This is a genomic window from Micromonospora radicis (genome assembly GCF_003583405.1).
In the GTDB taxonomy this organism is placed as follows: Bacteria; Actinomycetota; Actinomycetes; order Mycobacteriales; family Micromonosporaceae; genus Micromonospora; species Micromonospora radicis.
Window position 1 is genome coordinate 113611 of sequence record NZ_QXEC01000008.1, and the last position, 14192, is coordinate 127802.

At 71.6% G+C, this 14192-nt stretch carries 17 protein-coding genes; 5 read left to right on the plus strand and 12 right to left on the minus strand.

Annotation, left to right across the window (positions count from 1 at the left end; genetic code table 11):
• Positions 1-162 precede the first annotated feature (162 nt).
• A complete protein-coding gene (locus D2L64_RS10885) occupies positions 163-546 on the minus strand; it encodes a phage holin family protein (RefSeq protein WP_119575003.1) in 384 nt (127 codons plus the stop codon).
• Between the two features lie 189 nt (positions 547-735).
• Between D2L64_RS10885 and D2L64_RS10890 the strand changes: the two genes are divergently transcribed.
• Positions 736-948 (plus strand): hypothetical protein, encoded by a 213-nt coding sequence (locus D2L64_RS10890; protein ID WP_119575005.1) that lies wholly within the window; start codon positions 736-738, stop codon positions 946-948.
• Positions 949-1104: 156 nt separating this feature from the next.
• Entirely contained in the window at positions 1105-2040 is a 936-nt protein-coding gene (locus D2L64_RS10895; protein WP_119575007.1) for a DUF368 domain-containing protein, read from the plus strand.
• 51 nt (positions 2041-2091) lie between these two features.
• Here the strand turns inward: D2L64_RS10895 and D2L64_RS10900 are convergent, their stop codons facing one another.
• From D2L64_RS10900 to D2L64_RS10940, 9 genes are all read right to left on the minus strand, one after another.
• Entirely contained in the window at positions 2092-2469 is a 378-nt protein-coding gene (locus D2L64_RS10900) for an ArsR/SmtB family transcription factor (RefSeq protein WP_007454255.1), read from the minus strand.
• Between the two features lie 57 nt (positions 2470-2526).
• Positions 2527-3057, minus strand: a complete 531-nt coding sequence (locus D2L64_RS10905; protein WP_119575009.1) for an orotate phosphoribosyltransferase — start codon at positions 3055-3057, stop codon at positions 2527-2529.
• Positions 3058-3225: 168 nt separating this feature from the next.
• Positions 3226-4035: an SDR family NAD(P)-dependent oxidoreductase gene (locus D2L64_RS10910; protein ID WP_119575173.1), complete on the minus strand. Its 810-nt coding sequence runs from the start codon at positions 4033-4035 to the stop codon at positions 3226-3228.
• Between the two features lie 19 nt (positions 4036-4054).
• Positions 4055-4780, minus strand: coding sequence for a hypothetical protein (locus D2L64_RS10915; protein ID WP_119575011.1), 726 nt, complete (start codon positions 4778-4780; stop codon positions 4055-4057).
• A gap of 134 nt (positions 4781-4914) precedes the next feature.
• Positions 4915-5778: a hypothetical protein gene (locus tag D2L64_RS10920; protein ID WP_233558905.1), complete on the minus strand. Its 864-nt coding sequence runs from the start codon at positions 5776-5778 to the stop codon at positions 4915-4917.
• 136 nt (positions 5779-5914) lie between these two features.
• Complete coding sequence (locus D2L64_RS10925) at positions 5915-6505, minus strand: DUF4178 domain-containing protein (RefSeq protein WP_119575012.1); 591 nt, start codon at positions 6503-6505, stop codon at positions 5915-5917.
• A gap of 80 nt (positions 6506-6585) precedes the next feature.
• A complete protein-coding gene (locus D2L64_RS10930; RefSeq protein ID WP_233558906.1) occupies positions 6586-6957 on the minus strand; it encodes a hypothetical protein in 372 nt (123 codons plus the stop codon).
• Between the two features lie 128 nt (positions 6958-7085).
• Positions 7086-9677, minus strand: coding sequence for an ATP-dependent chaperone ClpB (gene clpB / locus D2L64_RS10935; protein WP_119575014.1), 2592 nt, complete (start codon positions 9675-9677; stop codon positions 7086-7088).
• Between the two features lie 96 nt (positions 9678-9773).
• Complete coding sequence (locus D2L64_RS10940; protein ID WP_147376226.1) at positions 9774-10907, minus strand: beta propeller repeat protein; 1134 nt, start codon at positions 10905-10907, stop codon at positions 9774-9776.
• Positions 10908-10938: 31 nt separating this feature from the next.
• Here D2L64_RS10940 and D2L64_RS10945 point away from each other — a divergent pair, with 31 nt between their 5' ends.
• From D2L64_RS10945 to D2L64_RS10955, 3 genes are all read left to right on the plus strand, one after another.
• Positions 10939-11439: a cation:proton antiporter regulatory subunit gene (locus D2L64_RS10945; protein ID WP_119575017.1), complete on the plus strand. Its 501-nt coding sequence runs from the start codon at positions 10939-10941 to the stop codon at positions 11437-11439.
• A gap of 6 nt (positions 11440-11445) precedes the next feature.
• Entirely contained in the window at positions 11446-12657 is a 1212-nt protein-coding gene (locus tag D2L64_RS10950; RefSeq protein WP_119575019.1) for a cation:proton antiporter, read from the plus strand.
• A 172-nt stretch (positions 12658-12829) separates the two neighbouring features.
• The gene (locus D2L64_RS10955) at positions 12830-13258 is read left to right on the plus strand and encodes a hypothetical protein (RefSeq protein ID WP_119575021.1); all 429 of its coding nucleotides are present in this window, start codon (positions 12830-12832) and stop codon (positions 13256-13258) included.
• A gap of 76 nt (positions 13259-13334) precedes the next feature.
• Here D2L64_RS10955 and D2L64_RS10960 read toward each other — a convergent pair whose 3' ends face one another.
• Entirely contained in the window at positions 13335-13607 is a 273-nt protein-coding gene (locus tag D2L64_RS10960) for a hypothetical protein (protein WP_119575023.1), read from the minus strand.
• A 127-nt stretch (positions 13608-13734) separates the two neighbouring features.
• Positions 13735-14172: a heat shock protein transcriptional repressor HspR gene (locus D2L64_RS10965; protein WP_119575025.1), complete on the minus strand. Its 438-nt coding sequence runs from the start codon at positions 14170-14172 to the stop codon at positions 13735-13737.
• Positions 14173-14192: the final 20 nt, after the last annotated feature.

Below are 14192 nucleotides of genomic sequence, written 5' to 3' on the forward strand. Positions count from 1 at the left end.
CCGGCCGAGGCCGTCGGTTCTTGCCTTGCGTGCCGGCCCAGGCCGCCGGAATCTCTCGCGTGCCGGCCGTTGCGGCCGCCTGTCTCGATGGGCATGCTGGACCGCGCTGTCCTCCGCGGGCAGTATCCCGTAGCTCGGCCGGGTGGGCACAACCGGGCTGCTTCACCGCCGGTCTGCGGAATCCGGTACGACCACACTGATCAGCCACGTGACCACCGCCATCACGATGGCTCCCCAGAAGGCCGCCCAGAAGCCGTTCACGTGGAACGGCAGATGCACCGCCCGGGCGATCCCGTCGGTCAACAGGAACAACAGGGCGTTGACCACGAGCGCGAACAGGCCGAGGGTCAGCAGGTAGAAGACGCAGCCCACCACCTTGATGATCGGCTTTAGCACCGCATTGATCACCCCGAAGATCAGCGCCACGATGATCAGGGTGAACACGGTGTCGTAGGTGGTGCGTCCGGTCACCTCGACCCCGGGCACGATCAGCGTGGTGACCCACAGCGCGACGGCGGTGGTCGCCAGTCGGATGAGGAAGCCCACGAGACCATCCTGGCATCGCCGGACGGCACCGGTAGGGCGATTCGACCGACTCGGCGCAGCGGTGGCGTGCCCTCGGCGCAGCGGCAGCCTGCCCTCGGCGCCCGGCGTCGGTTCCCAGCGAGACGTGGGTACAGCCCGTAACGTGGGTGGGAACCATCCGCCCACCAGCCGACACCCCGGAGGGACCGCATGGGTCAGCCTGACGAGGACTTCGCCCCCGGCGACCACCTCGACCCCGAGGAGCGCGACCTGGAGGCCGAGCCGGCCGACGCGGTCGAACAGGCCACCGTGGTCGCCCCCGCCCAGACCGACGACGAGCCGCACCGTGGCCTGGAGGTCGACGACTGGGACGCGATGGAGCAGGCCCGGGTGGTCGCCGCCGACGAGGACGACTACCGCTGATCGTCGACGCGCCCGCGCACCGACCGCGCCTTCGGGCACCGGGCTTCGTGTTCACCGACCGTGCCAGGTGGACGGTGCCGACCACCCCGGTAGCCTGGGCCGCCGTGGCGAAGGCCACGCCGAGCTGGGTCGAGCGAGTTACGGAGCGAACACTTCATGGCATTGGGTGAACGGGTAGGGCACGTGTTTCGCGGCGCGGCCATCGGCGTGGCCGAGGCGGTACCCGGCATCAGCGGCGGAACCATCGCACTGGTCACCGGCGTATACGAACGGGTCATCGCCTCCGCCGGGCACGTGGTGAGCGCCGTACGGTACGCGGCCTCCGACCTCCCGCGCGGGCGCGGCTGGACGCGCACCGGCCACCAACTGCGGCAGGTGCACTGGTCGGTGGTCATTCCGCTGCTGATCGGCATGTTGCCCGGCCTGCTGATCGCCGCGAAGACGCTGGAGCCGCTGCTGACCGGCTATCCGGAGCAGACCCGAGGGCTCTTCCTCGGGCTGGTGCTCGCCTCGGTGCTGGTGCCGATCTCGATGGTCGGCGCGCCCTGGCGACGGGCGGAGGTTCTCGCGCTGGTCGCCGCCGCGGTCGCCGCGTTCGCGCTGACCGGGCTGCCGCAGGCCAGTCTCACCCCGCACCCGCTGATCGTGCTGGTGGCGGCGGCCGTCGCGGTCTGCGCCCTGGTGATGCCCGGGGTGTCCGGCTCGTTCCTGCTGCTGACCGTCGGCCTCTACGAGCCGACGATCACCGCTGTGAACGACCGCGACTTCGGCTACCTGGCGGTCTTCGCGACCGGCATGGTCATCGGCCTGGCGCTCTTCGTAAAGCTGTTGCAGTGGCTGCTGGAGCAGCACCGCCGGATGACGCTCGCGGTGATGTCCGGCGCCCTGCTGGGCAGCCTCCGGGCACTGTGGCCGTGGCAGTCCGAGGAACGCGACCTGCACGCGCCCGGCGACAATCTCCTGCCGATCCTCGGGCTCTTCCTGGTCGGCGTCGCCGTGGTCACGGCGATGGTGGTCGCCGAGCGCCGCCGGCTCCGCCGCGCTGCCCGGGACCTCACCGAGGAGACGTACGAGACCACCTCGGCCCGCTGACGTCCCCCGTCTGGCGGCTGCCCACTGGGGCAGCCGCCAGACGTTCCCGACTCAGCGAGCCTTCTTGGTGGCCCGCTTCCGCGGCGGGGTCAGCAGGTCGGCGATCGTGGCGATCGCACTCGGGACCAGTCGGTAGTACGCCCACACACCACGCTTCTCCCGCTCCAGCAAGCCGGCCTCGGTGAGGATTCGCAGGTGGTGGCTGACCGTCGGCTGGGAGAGTCCGAGCGGCGCGGTCAGGTCACACACGCACGCCTCGCCCTCGGGCGCCGACTGGATCAGGCTGAGCAGCCGCAGCCGAGCGGGGTCGGCGAGGGCCTTGAGGACCCCGGCCAGCCGCTCGGCGTCGGCGCGTTCGATCGGCTCGCCGGCAAGCGGCGAGATCTGAGGCATAGTCATTTCGGCCAACGCAGTTCCCACGTATTCCATCCTTCCACCAGCAGCATCGATCCGCCTGCATATCAGCAGATACGAATCGGCAGACTTTTACGCCACAAGGCCGAGGTCAGCCAACGTATAGGCCGCCCGATACGGCAGTCCGGCGGCTCGCACCGCGTCGCCGGCGCCACGATCAACGATAACCGCCACCCCCACGACCTCGGCTCCGGCCTCGCGAAGAGCCTCGACGGCGGTCAACACACTTCCACCGGTGGTGGAGGTGTCCTCCACCGCCAGCACCCGACGACCGGCCACATCGGGGCCCTCGATCCGCCGTTGCAACCCGTGCGCCTTACCTGCCTTGCGAACCACGAACGCGTCCAACGGACGGCCGGCGGCATGCAGCATCGACAGGGCGATCGGGTCGGCGCCCAATGTCAGGCCGCCCACCGCGTCGTACGACCAGTCGGCGGTCAGATCCCGCATCACCCGACCGACCAATGGTGCCGCCCCGTGATGGAGCGTGACGCGCCGCAGATCGACGTACCAGTCGGCCTCCCGGCCGGATGAGAGCACCACCCGGCCGTGGACCACAGCCAGGTCGGAGATGAATTTACGCAGGTCGTCGTGGTCCCCCATGGCGATAGAGGGTACTGCGGAAGTCTGTACGTCGCGTGTGCGGGCCAGTTGCGGCAACTCTTCCGGGCGACCGGCGGTTGCCGATGTCCCGTTACGCTACGTCGATCATCTGGTCGAATCGAGTGATGTCACACCGACCGCGCCCGGTCACCTCGACGCAACCGACGGTCAACCTCGATCGCGGCCGATGCGACCGCGGGTATCCCGGGCGATGACGTCGAGCAACCGGCGAGGTGCGTGCCGCAGCCCCGCCACGGCCAGCTTGTACTTCCACGACGGCACGCTGACCAACTTGCCTTTCCGCAGGTCACGCAGGGCCTCGTCGACGACGGCCGGCGCGTTGAGCCACAGCCATTCGGGGGTTTTCGACATGTCGATGCCGGCCCGCTGGTGGAATTCCGTACGCGTGTAGCCCGGGCAGAGCGCCATCACCCGTACGCCGAAGGGGCGAGCCGACTGGCCGACCGACTCGCTGAAGTTGGTCACCCACGCCTTGCTGGCCGAGTACGTCGAACCGGGCATGACCGCGCCGAACCCGGCGACGGAAGAGACATTAATCACTGCCCCGCCGCGTCGCTCGGTCATCACCTGCAACGCGGCGAGGCTGAGCCGCATCACGGCGTGCACATTGAGCCGGAGCAACCGGGCCTCGTCCTCAACGGACGACCGGAGGAACGGCTTGTTCAGGCTGATCCCGGCGTTGTTCACCAGCGTCTCGACCGCAGGCGAGGCGGCGAGCCGCCGCTCGACCTGGGTACAACCGTCGTCGGTGGACAGGTCGGCGGCGATGGTCTCGGTCTCGATGCCGTACCGCCCGGTCAACTCGGCGGCCTGCGCGGCGAGCCGGGTCGCATCCCGGGCCACCAGCACCAGGTGCCATCCGTCGGCGGCGAACCGGGCGGCGAAGGCGGCCCCGATGCCCGCGGTCGCCCCGGTGATCAGCGCCCATCGTCCGTTGGCCGACGGTACGGGCGGCAGGTCGGACGGCACGGTTGGCTCACCTCGGCGGGGAAGGGGGCGACGGAGGCACCCCGGGCTGGTAGGGCGGATACGGCTGGCCCGGCGGGTGGACTGGCTGCCCACCCCAGGGCGGGGGTTGGTTCTGCGGCTGGGCCTGGTACGGCGGGTACGGCGAGCGGGGCTGGTCCGGTGGGGAGGCCGGGCGGCGGCGGAACCAGGCGTTGGCGGACGGTACGGCCAGCAGCACGGCTACCACAAGGTAACCGAGCACCTGGCCGACCGAAAGCGTTGCGCTCAGCGGAATCCACCATGACGGATGGGCGTCCGCGATCAGGTCGACCAGTTCGGCCGCGGCCCGGTCGTCGCCGAAGTCGAGCGGCGCGCCGCGCTGCACGGCCAGGGTCACGACCGCGCAGCAACCGAGTAGGCCGCCGAGGCCGGCAACCACCCAGGTCGCCACCCGGGCACCCGAACGACCGGCGGACAGGCCGAGGGCGAGGCCGACGAGGAGAAGAGCGGCGAGCACGCTCACCACCGCGGAGACCACGGTCGAAGCCCACAGCAGGGTGACCACCGCGTCGACCTGACCAGCGTCGGCCGAGGTGCCGACCGCCGCCGCGCGGAACCGGGAAACCGTGCCGCTGACCGTGGTCAGGCCGGTCAGGGCGTACCCGAGCGCGCCGAACGCCATCACCGCCAGCACCGCCACGGCGAGCCGGACCACGACCGGCCGGCGGGGTGGCGCCTGTTCGGGGTACGACACGACGAGTCCCTCCGGTAGGCGTTCGGGATGCAACCTACTCGGAGGGACCGTCGCTGTCGCAGTGGTTCGGGCGTGTCGAGAACCGGGCGTGGGCTGTTCAGGCCCGGACGGACCGGCCTCTCGACCGCCGGTGCTCAGCCGGGGCGGTCGGTCGGCGGCTGGTCGGACGGCGGCTGCCCCGTACCGCCGGCCGACGGGTGCTGCCCACCGGGCTCGCCGGGGTGGCCGGGAGCGGCCGGGTAGCCGGGCTCGGTCGGCTGTTGCGGCGCGCCCGGATAGCCCGGCGCGGGCGGGTAACCGGGCTGACCCGACTGACCGGGGTAGCCCGGCTGACCTGGGTAACCAGGCTGACCGGGATAGCCCGGCTGACCCGGGTAGCCTGGCTGACCGGGCTGGCCCGGGTAGGCCGCGCCGGGAATCGGCGGCTCCCACTGCGCGGTCGGCTTACGGAAGAACTCGTTGGCCTTCGGCAGCGCCAGCAGGATCAGCGCCACCAGCAGCGAGATCAGGCTGACCACGCCGAGCAGCGTGCTGACCGGGGTGGCCCAGGAGGGCAGGGCCTCCTCGACCCGGCGCTGGATCTCCTCGGAACTGGGCAGGTCACCGCTGGTGTCCGGCGTCGTCATGCCGCCGGCCAGGCTGCCGAGCACGCTGAACCCGCTGCAGCAGAACAGGATGCCGCCGACGATCCAGGTGGCGATCCTCGAACCGTTCTTGCCCCGTAGGTTCACCAGGCCCAGGCCGGCCAGTGCCAGCGCCGCAACCAGCAGGAAGAGGGCGGTGCCGACACCGACGGCGACCGCCACGTCGGCGATGCCCTCCATGTCGCTGTTGCTGCCCTGTACGGCCTCCTCCATCGCGTCACGTACGGTGCCGATGGTGGCGAACGTGATGATCGCACTGATCAACTGACAGACGGCGTACAGCCACAACAGGTAGGTGGATATCGTCACCACGCTCGGCCGGGTGCGGGCCGGGGTGCTCTGCGGATCGACCATCTTTCTCCTTCCCTGGAACGCGCTTCACCGTAGCGGCACGCGGCCATTCCGGCACGGCACGACGCTGGGCGGGCGGCGCGTCACCCGGTGCCGGAGCCGTGGACGGACGGTCGGCGACCGGCCGTCTGGTCGCAGCTCATCGGCCCTGAGGATGGACGACCACCTCGGCCGGCTCCAGCCGCTCGCCCTGGGCCATCTCCCAGCCGGTCTCGCCGTACGCCTCGAAGGTGAGGCGGACCCCGCCCGTCGCCCGGTAGTCGTGGTAGCGCATGGTCCCGCTGGGCGGAAGACCGGTCGCGCCGGTGGCGGTGTAGCGCGCCTGGCCGGACTCGCGCCAGTCGTACGAACGCCCGGCGAACTCGACCACGGGGGCACCCGGGGTGCCGGCCCGACCCGGCTCGGGCCGCCAGAGCACCAACTCGAACTCCGGGTTCTCCGCCACGGAGAGCCGGCGCCGACCGTCCGGATCGTCGAGCAGGTGCTCGGCCCACCTCCACTCACCCTCGACCAGGCGGACCGAGCCGCGCACCGGGTACGCCACGTCGCCGATCTCGACGATGTCGCCGACCTCGATGCGACGGGGGTCGACCCGTGGTGCGATCCGCCGTGGCCCGCGCGGCGCGGCCGCCTTCCGTCGCGCCCGGTGGCGCCGCGCGAACGTGACCAGCACCACCAGCCCGACCAGACCCCCGAGCACCGCCAGCGGGCACACCCATGCCCCGTTCACCTGGTCACCTCCGGCGAGTTGGTCCGGCCGAGACGGTACCCACGACCTGCCGGGCGGCGCCGACCGGGCCGGCCGGCAGCTCAAGAGCCAGCGAGCCGCTCCGCGGCGTACTCACCGACGGTGGTGGTGTCCAGGACACAGCCGGTGGCGGTGGGTAGTTCGTCCGGTACGCCACGCAGCACGGTCCAGGCGGCGCGTCCGGCCGCCGGATCGAGCTGCGCCAGCAGCGTTGCGGCATACACCCGGCCCGCCGCGGTGGCGGTGGCGAGCAGCCGGTCGAGCTGTTCGCGTACCTGGTCCGGGTGGTCGGCCGCGACCGCCTCGATCCGGTGGTACGCCTCGGTCTCCGGCAACAGCGTGCCCGCCATTCCCACGCCACCGAACGAGACCCGGTGCGCGGCGGCGAGTTCGGCGACGGCCGCCGTCAGCTCGGAGTCCTGCTTCTTCCTCATCCCGAACATGCTGCCATCCTGACCCGCGCCGCCGGAACGCGCGCGCGGTACGGGGCATCCGCACCGCCCGCCCGAAGCTGGCGGGTGTCCCGCCACTTCGGCCAGGCGGTGCGGGGACCGTGGCGTCGTCAGGCGGCGGTCACCGACAGGCCGTCCTTGCTGTCGGAGAGGTCGACCCGCACCGTGTCGCCGTCCCGGATCTGGCCGGCGAGCAGGGCCTTGGCGAGCTGGTCGCCGATCGCGGACTGGACCAGGCGGCGCAGTGGCCGGGCGCCGTAGATCGGGTCGTACCCGTGCTCGGCGAGCCAGGTGCGCGCGGCGTCGGTGGGGTCCAGCACCAACCGGCGGTCGGCGAGCCGACGCCGCAGCCGCGCGAGCTGGATGTCCACGATGGCCCGCAGGTCGTCGCCCTGGAGGGCGGCGAAGACCACGATGTCGTCGAGCCGGTTGAGGAACTCCGGCTTGAAGTGCGACCGGACCACGGCGAGGACCCCCTCGCGGCGCTGCTCCTCGGCGAGCGTCAGGTCGCCGATCACCGCCGAACCGAGGTTCGAGGTGAGGATCAGGATCGCGTTTCGGAAGTCGACGGTACGGCCCTGGCCGTCGGTGAGCCGGCCGTCGTCGAGCACCTGGAGCAGGATGTCGAAGACGTCCGGGTGGGCCTTCTCCACCTCGTCGAGCAGGATCACCGAGTACGGCCGGCGGCGCACCGCCTCGGTGAGCTGGCCGCCCTCCTCGTACCCGATATAGCCGGGCGGGGCGCCGACCAGGCGGGCCACCGAGTGCTTCTCGCCGTACTCGCTCATGTCGATGCGGACCATCGCCCGCTCGTCGTCGAAGAGGAACTCGGCGAGCGCCTTGGCCAGCTCGGTCTTGCCCACGCCGGTCGGGCCGAGGAAGAGGAAGCTGCCGGTCGGGCGGTCCGGGTCGGCGACCCCGGCGCGGGCCCGGCGTACCGCGTCGGAGACCGCACCGACCGCCTCGGCCTGGCCGACGACGCGCTCGCGCAGCGACTCCTCCATCCGCAGCAGCTTGGCCGTCTCGCCTTCGAGCAGCCGGCCGGCGGGGATGCCGGTCCAGGACGCGACCACGGCGGCGATGTCGTCCGCGCCGACCTCCTCCTTGAGCATCGCGCCCGCGGCCTGGAGCCGGGCCAGCTCCTCCTCGGCCTTGGCCAGCTCGGCCTTCAGCGCCGGGATGCGCCCGTAGCGCAGCTCGGCCGCGCGTTCCAGCTCACCGTCGCGTTCGGCCCGCTCGGCCTCGCCGCCCAGCCGTTCCAACTCCTCCTTGGCGGTGGAGAGCTTGGTGATGTGGCTCTTCTCCAGCTGCCAGCGCTCGGAGAGCGCGGTGAGCTGCTCCCGCTTGTCGGCCAACTCCTTGCGCAGCCGTTCCAGGCGTTCGGCGGAGGCGGCGTCCGGCTCCTTGGCCAGCGCCATCTCCTCGATCTCCAGCCGGCGCACCGCCCGCTCGATCTCGTCGACCTCGACCGGCCGGGAGTCGATCTCCATTCGGAGTCGGGACGCGGACTCGTCGACCAGGTCGATCGCCTTGTCCGGCAGGAACCGGTCGGTGATGTACCGGTCGGAGAGTGACGCGGCGGCGACCAGGGCGGCGTCGGTGATGCGTACGCCGTGGTGCACCTCGTAACGCTCCTTGAGGCCACGCAGGATGCCGATGGTGTCCTCGACGGTGGGCTCGCCGACCAGCACCGGCTGGAAGCGCCGCTCCAACGCCGGGTCCTTCTCGATGTGCTCCCGGTACTCGTCGAGCGTGGTGGCACCGACCATCCGCAGCTCACCACGGGCCAGCATCGGCTTGAGCATGTTGCCGGCGTCCATCGAGCCCTCGCCCTTGCCCGCGCCGACCACGGTGTGCAACTCATCGAGGAACGTGATGACCTGCCCGTCGGAGTTCTTGATCTCCTCCAGGACGGACTTGAGCCGCTCCTCGAACTGTCCCCGGTACGACGCACCGGCGACCATCGCGCCGAGGTCGAGCGAGACCAGCTTCTTGTCGCGCAGCGACTCGGGTACGTCACCGGCGACGATCCGCTGGGCCAGTCCCTCGACGATCGCGGTCTTGCCGACGCCGGGCTCACCGATCAGCACCGGGTTGTTCTTGGTACGCCGGGACAGCACCTGGATCACCCGACGGATCTCGGAGTCCCGGCCGATCACCGGGTCGATCTTGCCGTCGCGCGCGCTCGCAGTCAGGTCGACGCCGTACTTGGCCAGCGCCTGGTAGGTCTGCTCCGGGTCGGCGGTGGTCACCCGGCGGTCCCCGCCGCGCACGGTGGGGAAGGCGGCGACCAGGGTCTCCTCGGTGGCACCGGCGGCCTTGAGCGCACCGGAGACGGCACCGCCGACCCGGGCCAGCCCGGCCAGCAGGTGTTCGGTGGAGGTGTACTCGTCCCCCAGCGGGCGGGCGATCTGCTCGGCCGCACCGATGGCGTTGACGAACTCGCGGGCCAGGGTCGGTTCGGCGATGCTGGAGCCCCGGGCGGCGGGCAGCGCGTCGACCGCGCGCTGGGTGACCCGGCGCAGCTCGGCGGGGTCGGCCCCGACGGCACGCAGCAGGCCGGCGGCGGTCGAACCCTCGGTGTCCAGCAGCGACAGCAGCAGGTGCCATGGCTCCACGGTGGCGTGGCCGCGCTGGTTGGCCAGTGCGACGGCACCGGTGATGGCTTCGCGGCTCTTCGTGGTGAGGCGTTCGGTGTTCATGGGCTCCCCTGGATCGGTGTGTCCACTGGTACCGACAGAACCAGAGTTGAGCCTATTCCGCTCAACCCTGGGCCCGTGACGTGAGTCACATCGGCCTCAGGCTCCCGTCACGTTGACGGCGACCCAGGAGCGCTGCGCGTAGTGCCCGAAGCCGAGCAGGACCGCACCGGGCAGCGCCGCGAACAACGTGCCGTCCGGCAGGAGACGCAGCGAGTGCTCGGCGGTGACCGGCCAGGACAGGTCCAGGTACGTGCCACCGATCACCGCGCCGCCGCCCCGCGGACCGATCACCGCCACCGTGTTGCCGCCCATCGGTACCACCCGTGCCGTTTCCGGATGTCCCACCGCCGACACCCGGGACCACCCCGACAAGTCGTGGTATCGCCACAGCTCAGGGAAGCTCGTCCGGTCGGGCCGCTCACCGATCAGCCACAGCTCGCCGGAGCCCACCAGACCACGCAGCACGCCGACCTCGCCGGCGGCGGCCGGCACCTCCATCGACCGCCAGCGCTGCCCCTCGTCCGAGGAGATCGCGACGGACGGCCTACCGTTCGCGGAGAACCCGGCCGCCATCAGCGGCCCGTGGAACTCGACCCGGTCCCCGACCTGATCGAGCCGCTGGCCGACGGCAACACTGTGGATCACGGAGAGCGGCGGTTGGGTGGGCACCGGTCGCAACGACCGGCCGGACCAACGCCCCACCTTCCCGGTTCGCTCGATGAGCTGGAAGGGCGCCTCGGCGGCCTGCCACCGGGCCGGCGCGGTGGCGCCGGGGCTGTGCTGGAAGGACTCGCCGTGGTCGGTGGAGGTCCACCAGCCGTGCGGCGCGGTCGACAGTGCCAGCATCCCCGGTACGGCGAACAGCTGCTGCTCGTCGGCGACCGGCTGCGGATGCGCCACCCGCTGCCACGACCGGCCGCCGTCGCGGGTCGACCAGAGCAGGGCCGGGCAGTCCGGACCGGGTGGCTGGCCGTCGCAGGCCGCGAAGAGGACGTATCCGTTCTCGGCGTCGACGAACTCGACGTACGGCAGGTCGTACCGCGACGGAACGGCCAGCCGGGTGGTGCGGATCTCCCCGACGAGGTCGGCGGCCGGCGGCGACGGCGGCGGGCCCGTGTGCGACGGCGGGCCGGGCGACGGCGGGGCCCGCCGGATGTCACCCACCGAGCAGCACGTGAGCAGTGTGACCAGCGCGAACACGGCCAGACAGCGGGCTTGGCGGGTAGTCATACGGCCTCCGTCGCGAGAGTAGCCTGAGCCCGTGCGAGCACGTGTCGAACAAGTCTCCCTACCGGGCATCGGTGTACGCCACGACATGATGACGGAGTCGGGCCGCCGGCTGGGGGTGGTCTCCCACCGCAGCGGCCGCCGCGACCTGGTCCTCTACGACCCGGACGATCCGGACGGCTGCTCGGCGGACATCCCGCTGACCGACGACGAGGCCGCGGCGCTGGCCGACATCCTCGGCGCGTCGCTGCTGCTCGGACAGCTCTCCGGCATCCGCGAGCAGGCCGCCGGGCTGCTCACCGAGCAGATCGCCATCCCGGCCTCCTCGGCGTACGTGAACCGACCCCTCGGCGACGCGAAGGTACGCAGCCGGACGGGCGCCTCGATCGTGGCGATCCTGCGCGGCGGTGAGGTGATCGTCTCGCCGGCACCGACCTTCGCGTTCGCGGCGGGCGACGTGGTGGTCGTCGTCGGCAACCGACAGGGCCTGGACGAGGTGAGCGCGATCCTGGCCGACAACGATCCGGCCGGCTGACCAACGGTGCACGACTTCACGAACCTGCTGATCCAGGTCGGTGCCCTGCTCTTCCTGCTCGGGCTGCTCGGCCGGCTCGGTCGCCGGGTAGGGCTCTCGCCGATCCCGCTGTACCTGCTCGCGGGACTCGCCTTCGGCCACGGCGGCGTCCTGGAGCTGCACGCCAGCGAGGAGTTCTTCGCCGTCGGCGCCGAGATCGGCGTGATCCTGCTCCTGTTGATGCTCGGCCTGGAGTACTCCGCCGACGAACTGGTCGGCAACCTGCGGTCAGCCGCGCCGGCCGGCCTGTTCGACGCCGTGCTCAACGCACTGCCGGGCGCGGCCTTCGCGTTGCTGCTCGGCTGGGGTTGGGTGGCCGCTGTGGTGCTCGCCGGGATCACCTGGGTCTCGTCCTCCGGTGTGATCGCGAAGGTACTCGCCGACCTGGGCCGGCTCGGCAACCGGGAGACGCCGGTGGTCCTCTCCGTGCTGGTGGTCGAGGACCTGGCCATGGCGTTCTACCTGCCGCTGGTCACCGCGCTGCTCGCCGGGGTCGGCCTGGCCAAGGGCGGGGTGGCCCTGGGGATCGCGGTACTCACGGTGGTCACGGTGCTGGTGGTCGCACTGCGCTACGGCAACCTCGTGTCCCGGGCCATGTCCGCCGACAACCCCGAGGCGCTGCTGCTCGGGGTGCTCGGCCTGACCCTGCTGGTGGCCGGCGTCGCGGCGAAGCTACAGGTGTCGGCGGCGGTGGGCGCGTTCCTGGTCGGCATCGCACTCTCGGGCCCGGTCGCCCACCACGCCACCGAACTGCTCACCCCACTGCGTGATCTGTTCGCCGCTGTCTTCTTCGTCTTCTTCGGGCTGGCCACCGACCCGCGGCACATCCCACCGGTGCTGCTGCCCGCGCTGCTGCTCGCGCTGGTCACCATGGCCACCAAGACCCTCACCGGCTATCTGGCCGCGCGTCGGGTCGGCATCGCCGAGCCGGGCCGCTGGCGCGCCGGGCTGGCACTGGTGCCCCGGGGCGAGTTCTCCATCGTCATCGCCGGGCTCGCGGTCGCCGCCGGCAGCGTGTCGCCGAAGTTGGCGGCCCTGGCTGCGACGTACGTGCTGATCACGGTGGTGACCGGGCCGATGCTGGCCCGGCTGCCCGACCTGCCGTGGGCCAAGCGGACGCTGCGGCGACGGGCCCTGGCCCAGCGGACGCCGGCAACCCCGGCAGCGGACCGGGCGTGACCTCGTCCAGCAGCGGTTCGACCGTCCGGACGAGGTGGCGTGGCCAACAGATGCCGAATTGGTTCCGGGAGGGGCTACCCGTACTCACCGGTACCGCGTTAACGTGTCGCCCCAGCAGCCAGGGTTCGCGGAGGCGGACGACGCCCCCGCGGGCAGAGCGGAAGGTTGGCCGGTGAGCGTGCAGGAGTCAGCGTTCCACGGCTTCGCCAACCCCGTCGACCCGAGCCCGGCGGAGTTGCGGGCGTGGGCGTACCAGCCCGACTCGGTGCCGTTGGCGTCCATGCCACCCGACTGGGACCTGCTGGTCTCCGGTGATCGGCTGGTGATGACGCTGTTCGACCTGGCGATGGACGCGCACTGCCCGGCCCGCCGGTTCGCGCTGCACTGCCTCTACATCTACGCCGCGGACGGGATCCGGACGAACTTCCGGGCCCACCCGAAGCGGCGCTTCCGCAAGCTGGTGGACCAGGCCGAGCGCAACGGCGACGAGATGATGCGCACCTGGGCGCACAACAGTCGGGTGTTGCTGACCCGACCGGAGCTGTTCGTCTACCGGGAGTGGTGTGAGGGCGGGCTGGTCCGGGAGGGCCGCCGCCTCTGAGGAGTACGCCCGGGTGAGGTCCCACGCGAACGGGCCGGGACCCCCCGTGGCTCCCGGCCCGCACGTCGACGGATCGTCAGCGCGATCCGCCCCGCTCGCGGCGATGCTGGTCGGTGCGGGCCTGGCCGGCCCCGTGACCTCCCCGATTGCCCTGCGCCGCCCGCGCCCCGGGGTTGTCACCGGCGTTCCGGTCGCCGCCGCTGCCCTGCTGGCCGCCGAACCGGCCGGCCCTGATCTGGTCGGAGAAGCGTCCCTTGGTGAGCCGGTCGAACCGCCGCCGGACGTTCTCCGCCAGGTTGTCGAGCCGGTGCTCCGCCTCCTCGGCCACCTTCTTCGCCGATTCCGCCATGGCTCCCCCCGCCAGCTCGGAGTACGGATTCAGGTGGTTAGACCCGTTTCATAAAGCTACCGAAGACGACCCACGCCCGTTCAGGGTTCCGCAGAAATGCAAGTCACGCTCGATCGGCCCCGGCCCGTCATCGGCCGGGGGTGCGCCGGGGACGCCAGACCACCAGGGCGGTCGAGGTCTGATTGGTCGGCACCAGGTCACGACCGGGGAAGCGGGCCAGCGACTCCAACTCGGCCATCCGGCGGTACGCGGCCTCCAACTCGGCCTCGAGTTGGGCGACCCGCTGCTGGGCCTGCTCCAGCAACCGTTCCAGGCCGATGATCCGCTTGATCCCGGCGAGGTTGACGCCGTCGTCCTGGCTGAGCCGCTGCACCTCGCGCAGCAGCACCACGTCCCGGACGCTGTACCGCCGCCCGCCGCCCGCCGCCCGGCCGGCCTGCACCAGGCCGAGCCGGTCGTACTGGCGCAGGGTCTGCGGGTGCATCCCCGCCATCCGCGCCGCAACCGAGATCATCAGCACCTTGGCCTCGTAGGCGGGGTCATCCGCACCGCCGAACCCGTCCATGCCGCTCACCTCCGCACCGC

Coding starts and splice junctions, on each gene's coding strand:
- clpB (WP_119575014.1), bottom strand. CDS start 9,677: ATGAACACCGAACGCCTCACCACGAAGAGCCGCGAAGCCATCACCGGT.
- D2L64_RS10905 (WP_119575009.1), bottom strand. CDS start 3,057: ATGGGGGACCACGACGACCTGCGTAAATTCATCTCCGACCTGGCTGTG.
- D2L64_RS10960 (WP_119575023.1), bottom strand. CDS start 13,607: ATGGCGGAATCGGCGAAGAAGGTGGCCGAGGAGGCGGAGCACCGGCTC.
- D2L64_RS10900 (WP_007454255.1), bottom strand. CDS start 2,469: ATGGAATACGTGGGAACTGCGTTGGCCGAAATGACTATGCCTCAGATC.
- D2L64_RS10940 (WP_147376226.1), bottom strand. CDS start 10,907: ATGACTACCCGCCAAGCCCGCTGTCTGGCCGTGTTCGCGCTGGTCACA.
- D2L64_RS10920 (WP_233558905.1), bottom strand. CDS start 5,778: ATGGTCGATCCGCAGAGCACCCCGGCCCGCACCCGGCCGAGCGTGGTG.
- D2L64_RS10930 (WP_233558906.1), bottom strand. CDS start 6,957: ATGAGGAAGAAGCAGGACTCCGAGCTGACGGCGGCCGTCGCCGAACTC.
- D2L64_RS10890 (WP_119575005.1), top strand. CDS start 736: ATGGGTCAGCCTGACGAGGACTTCGCCCCCGGCGACCACCTCGACCCC.
- D2L64_RS10895 (WP_119575007.1), top strand. CDS start 1,105: ATGGCATTGGGTGAACGGGTAGGGCACGTGTTTCGCGGCGCGGCCATC.
- D2L64_RS10965 (WP_119575025.1), bottom strand. CDS start 14,172: ATGGACGGGTTCGGCGGTGCGGATGACCCCGCCTACGAGGCCAAGGTG.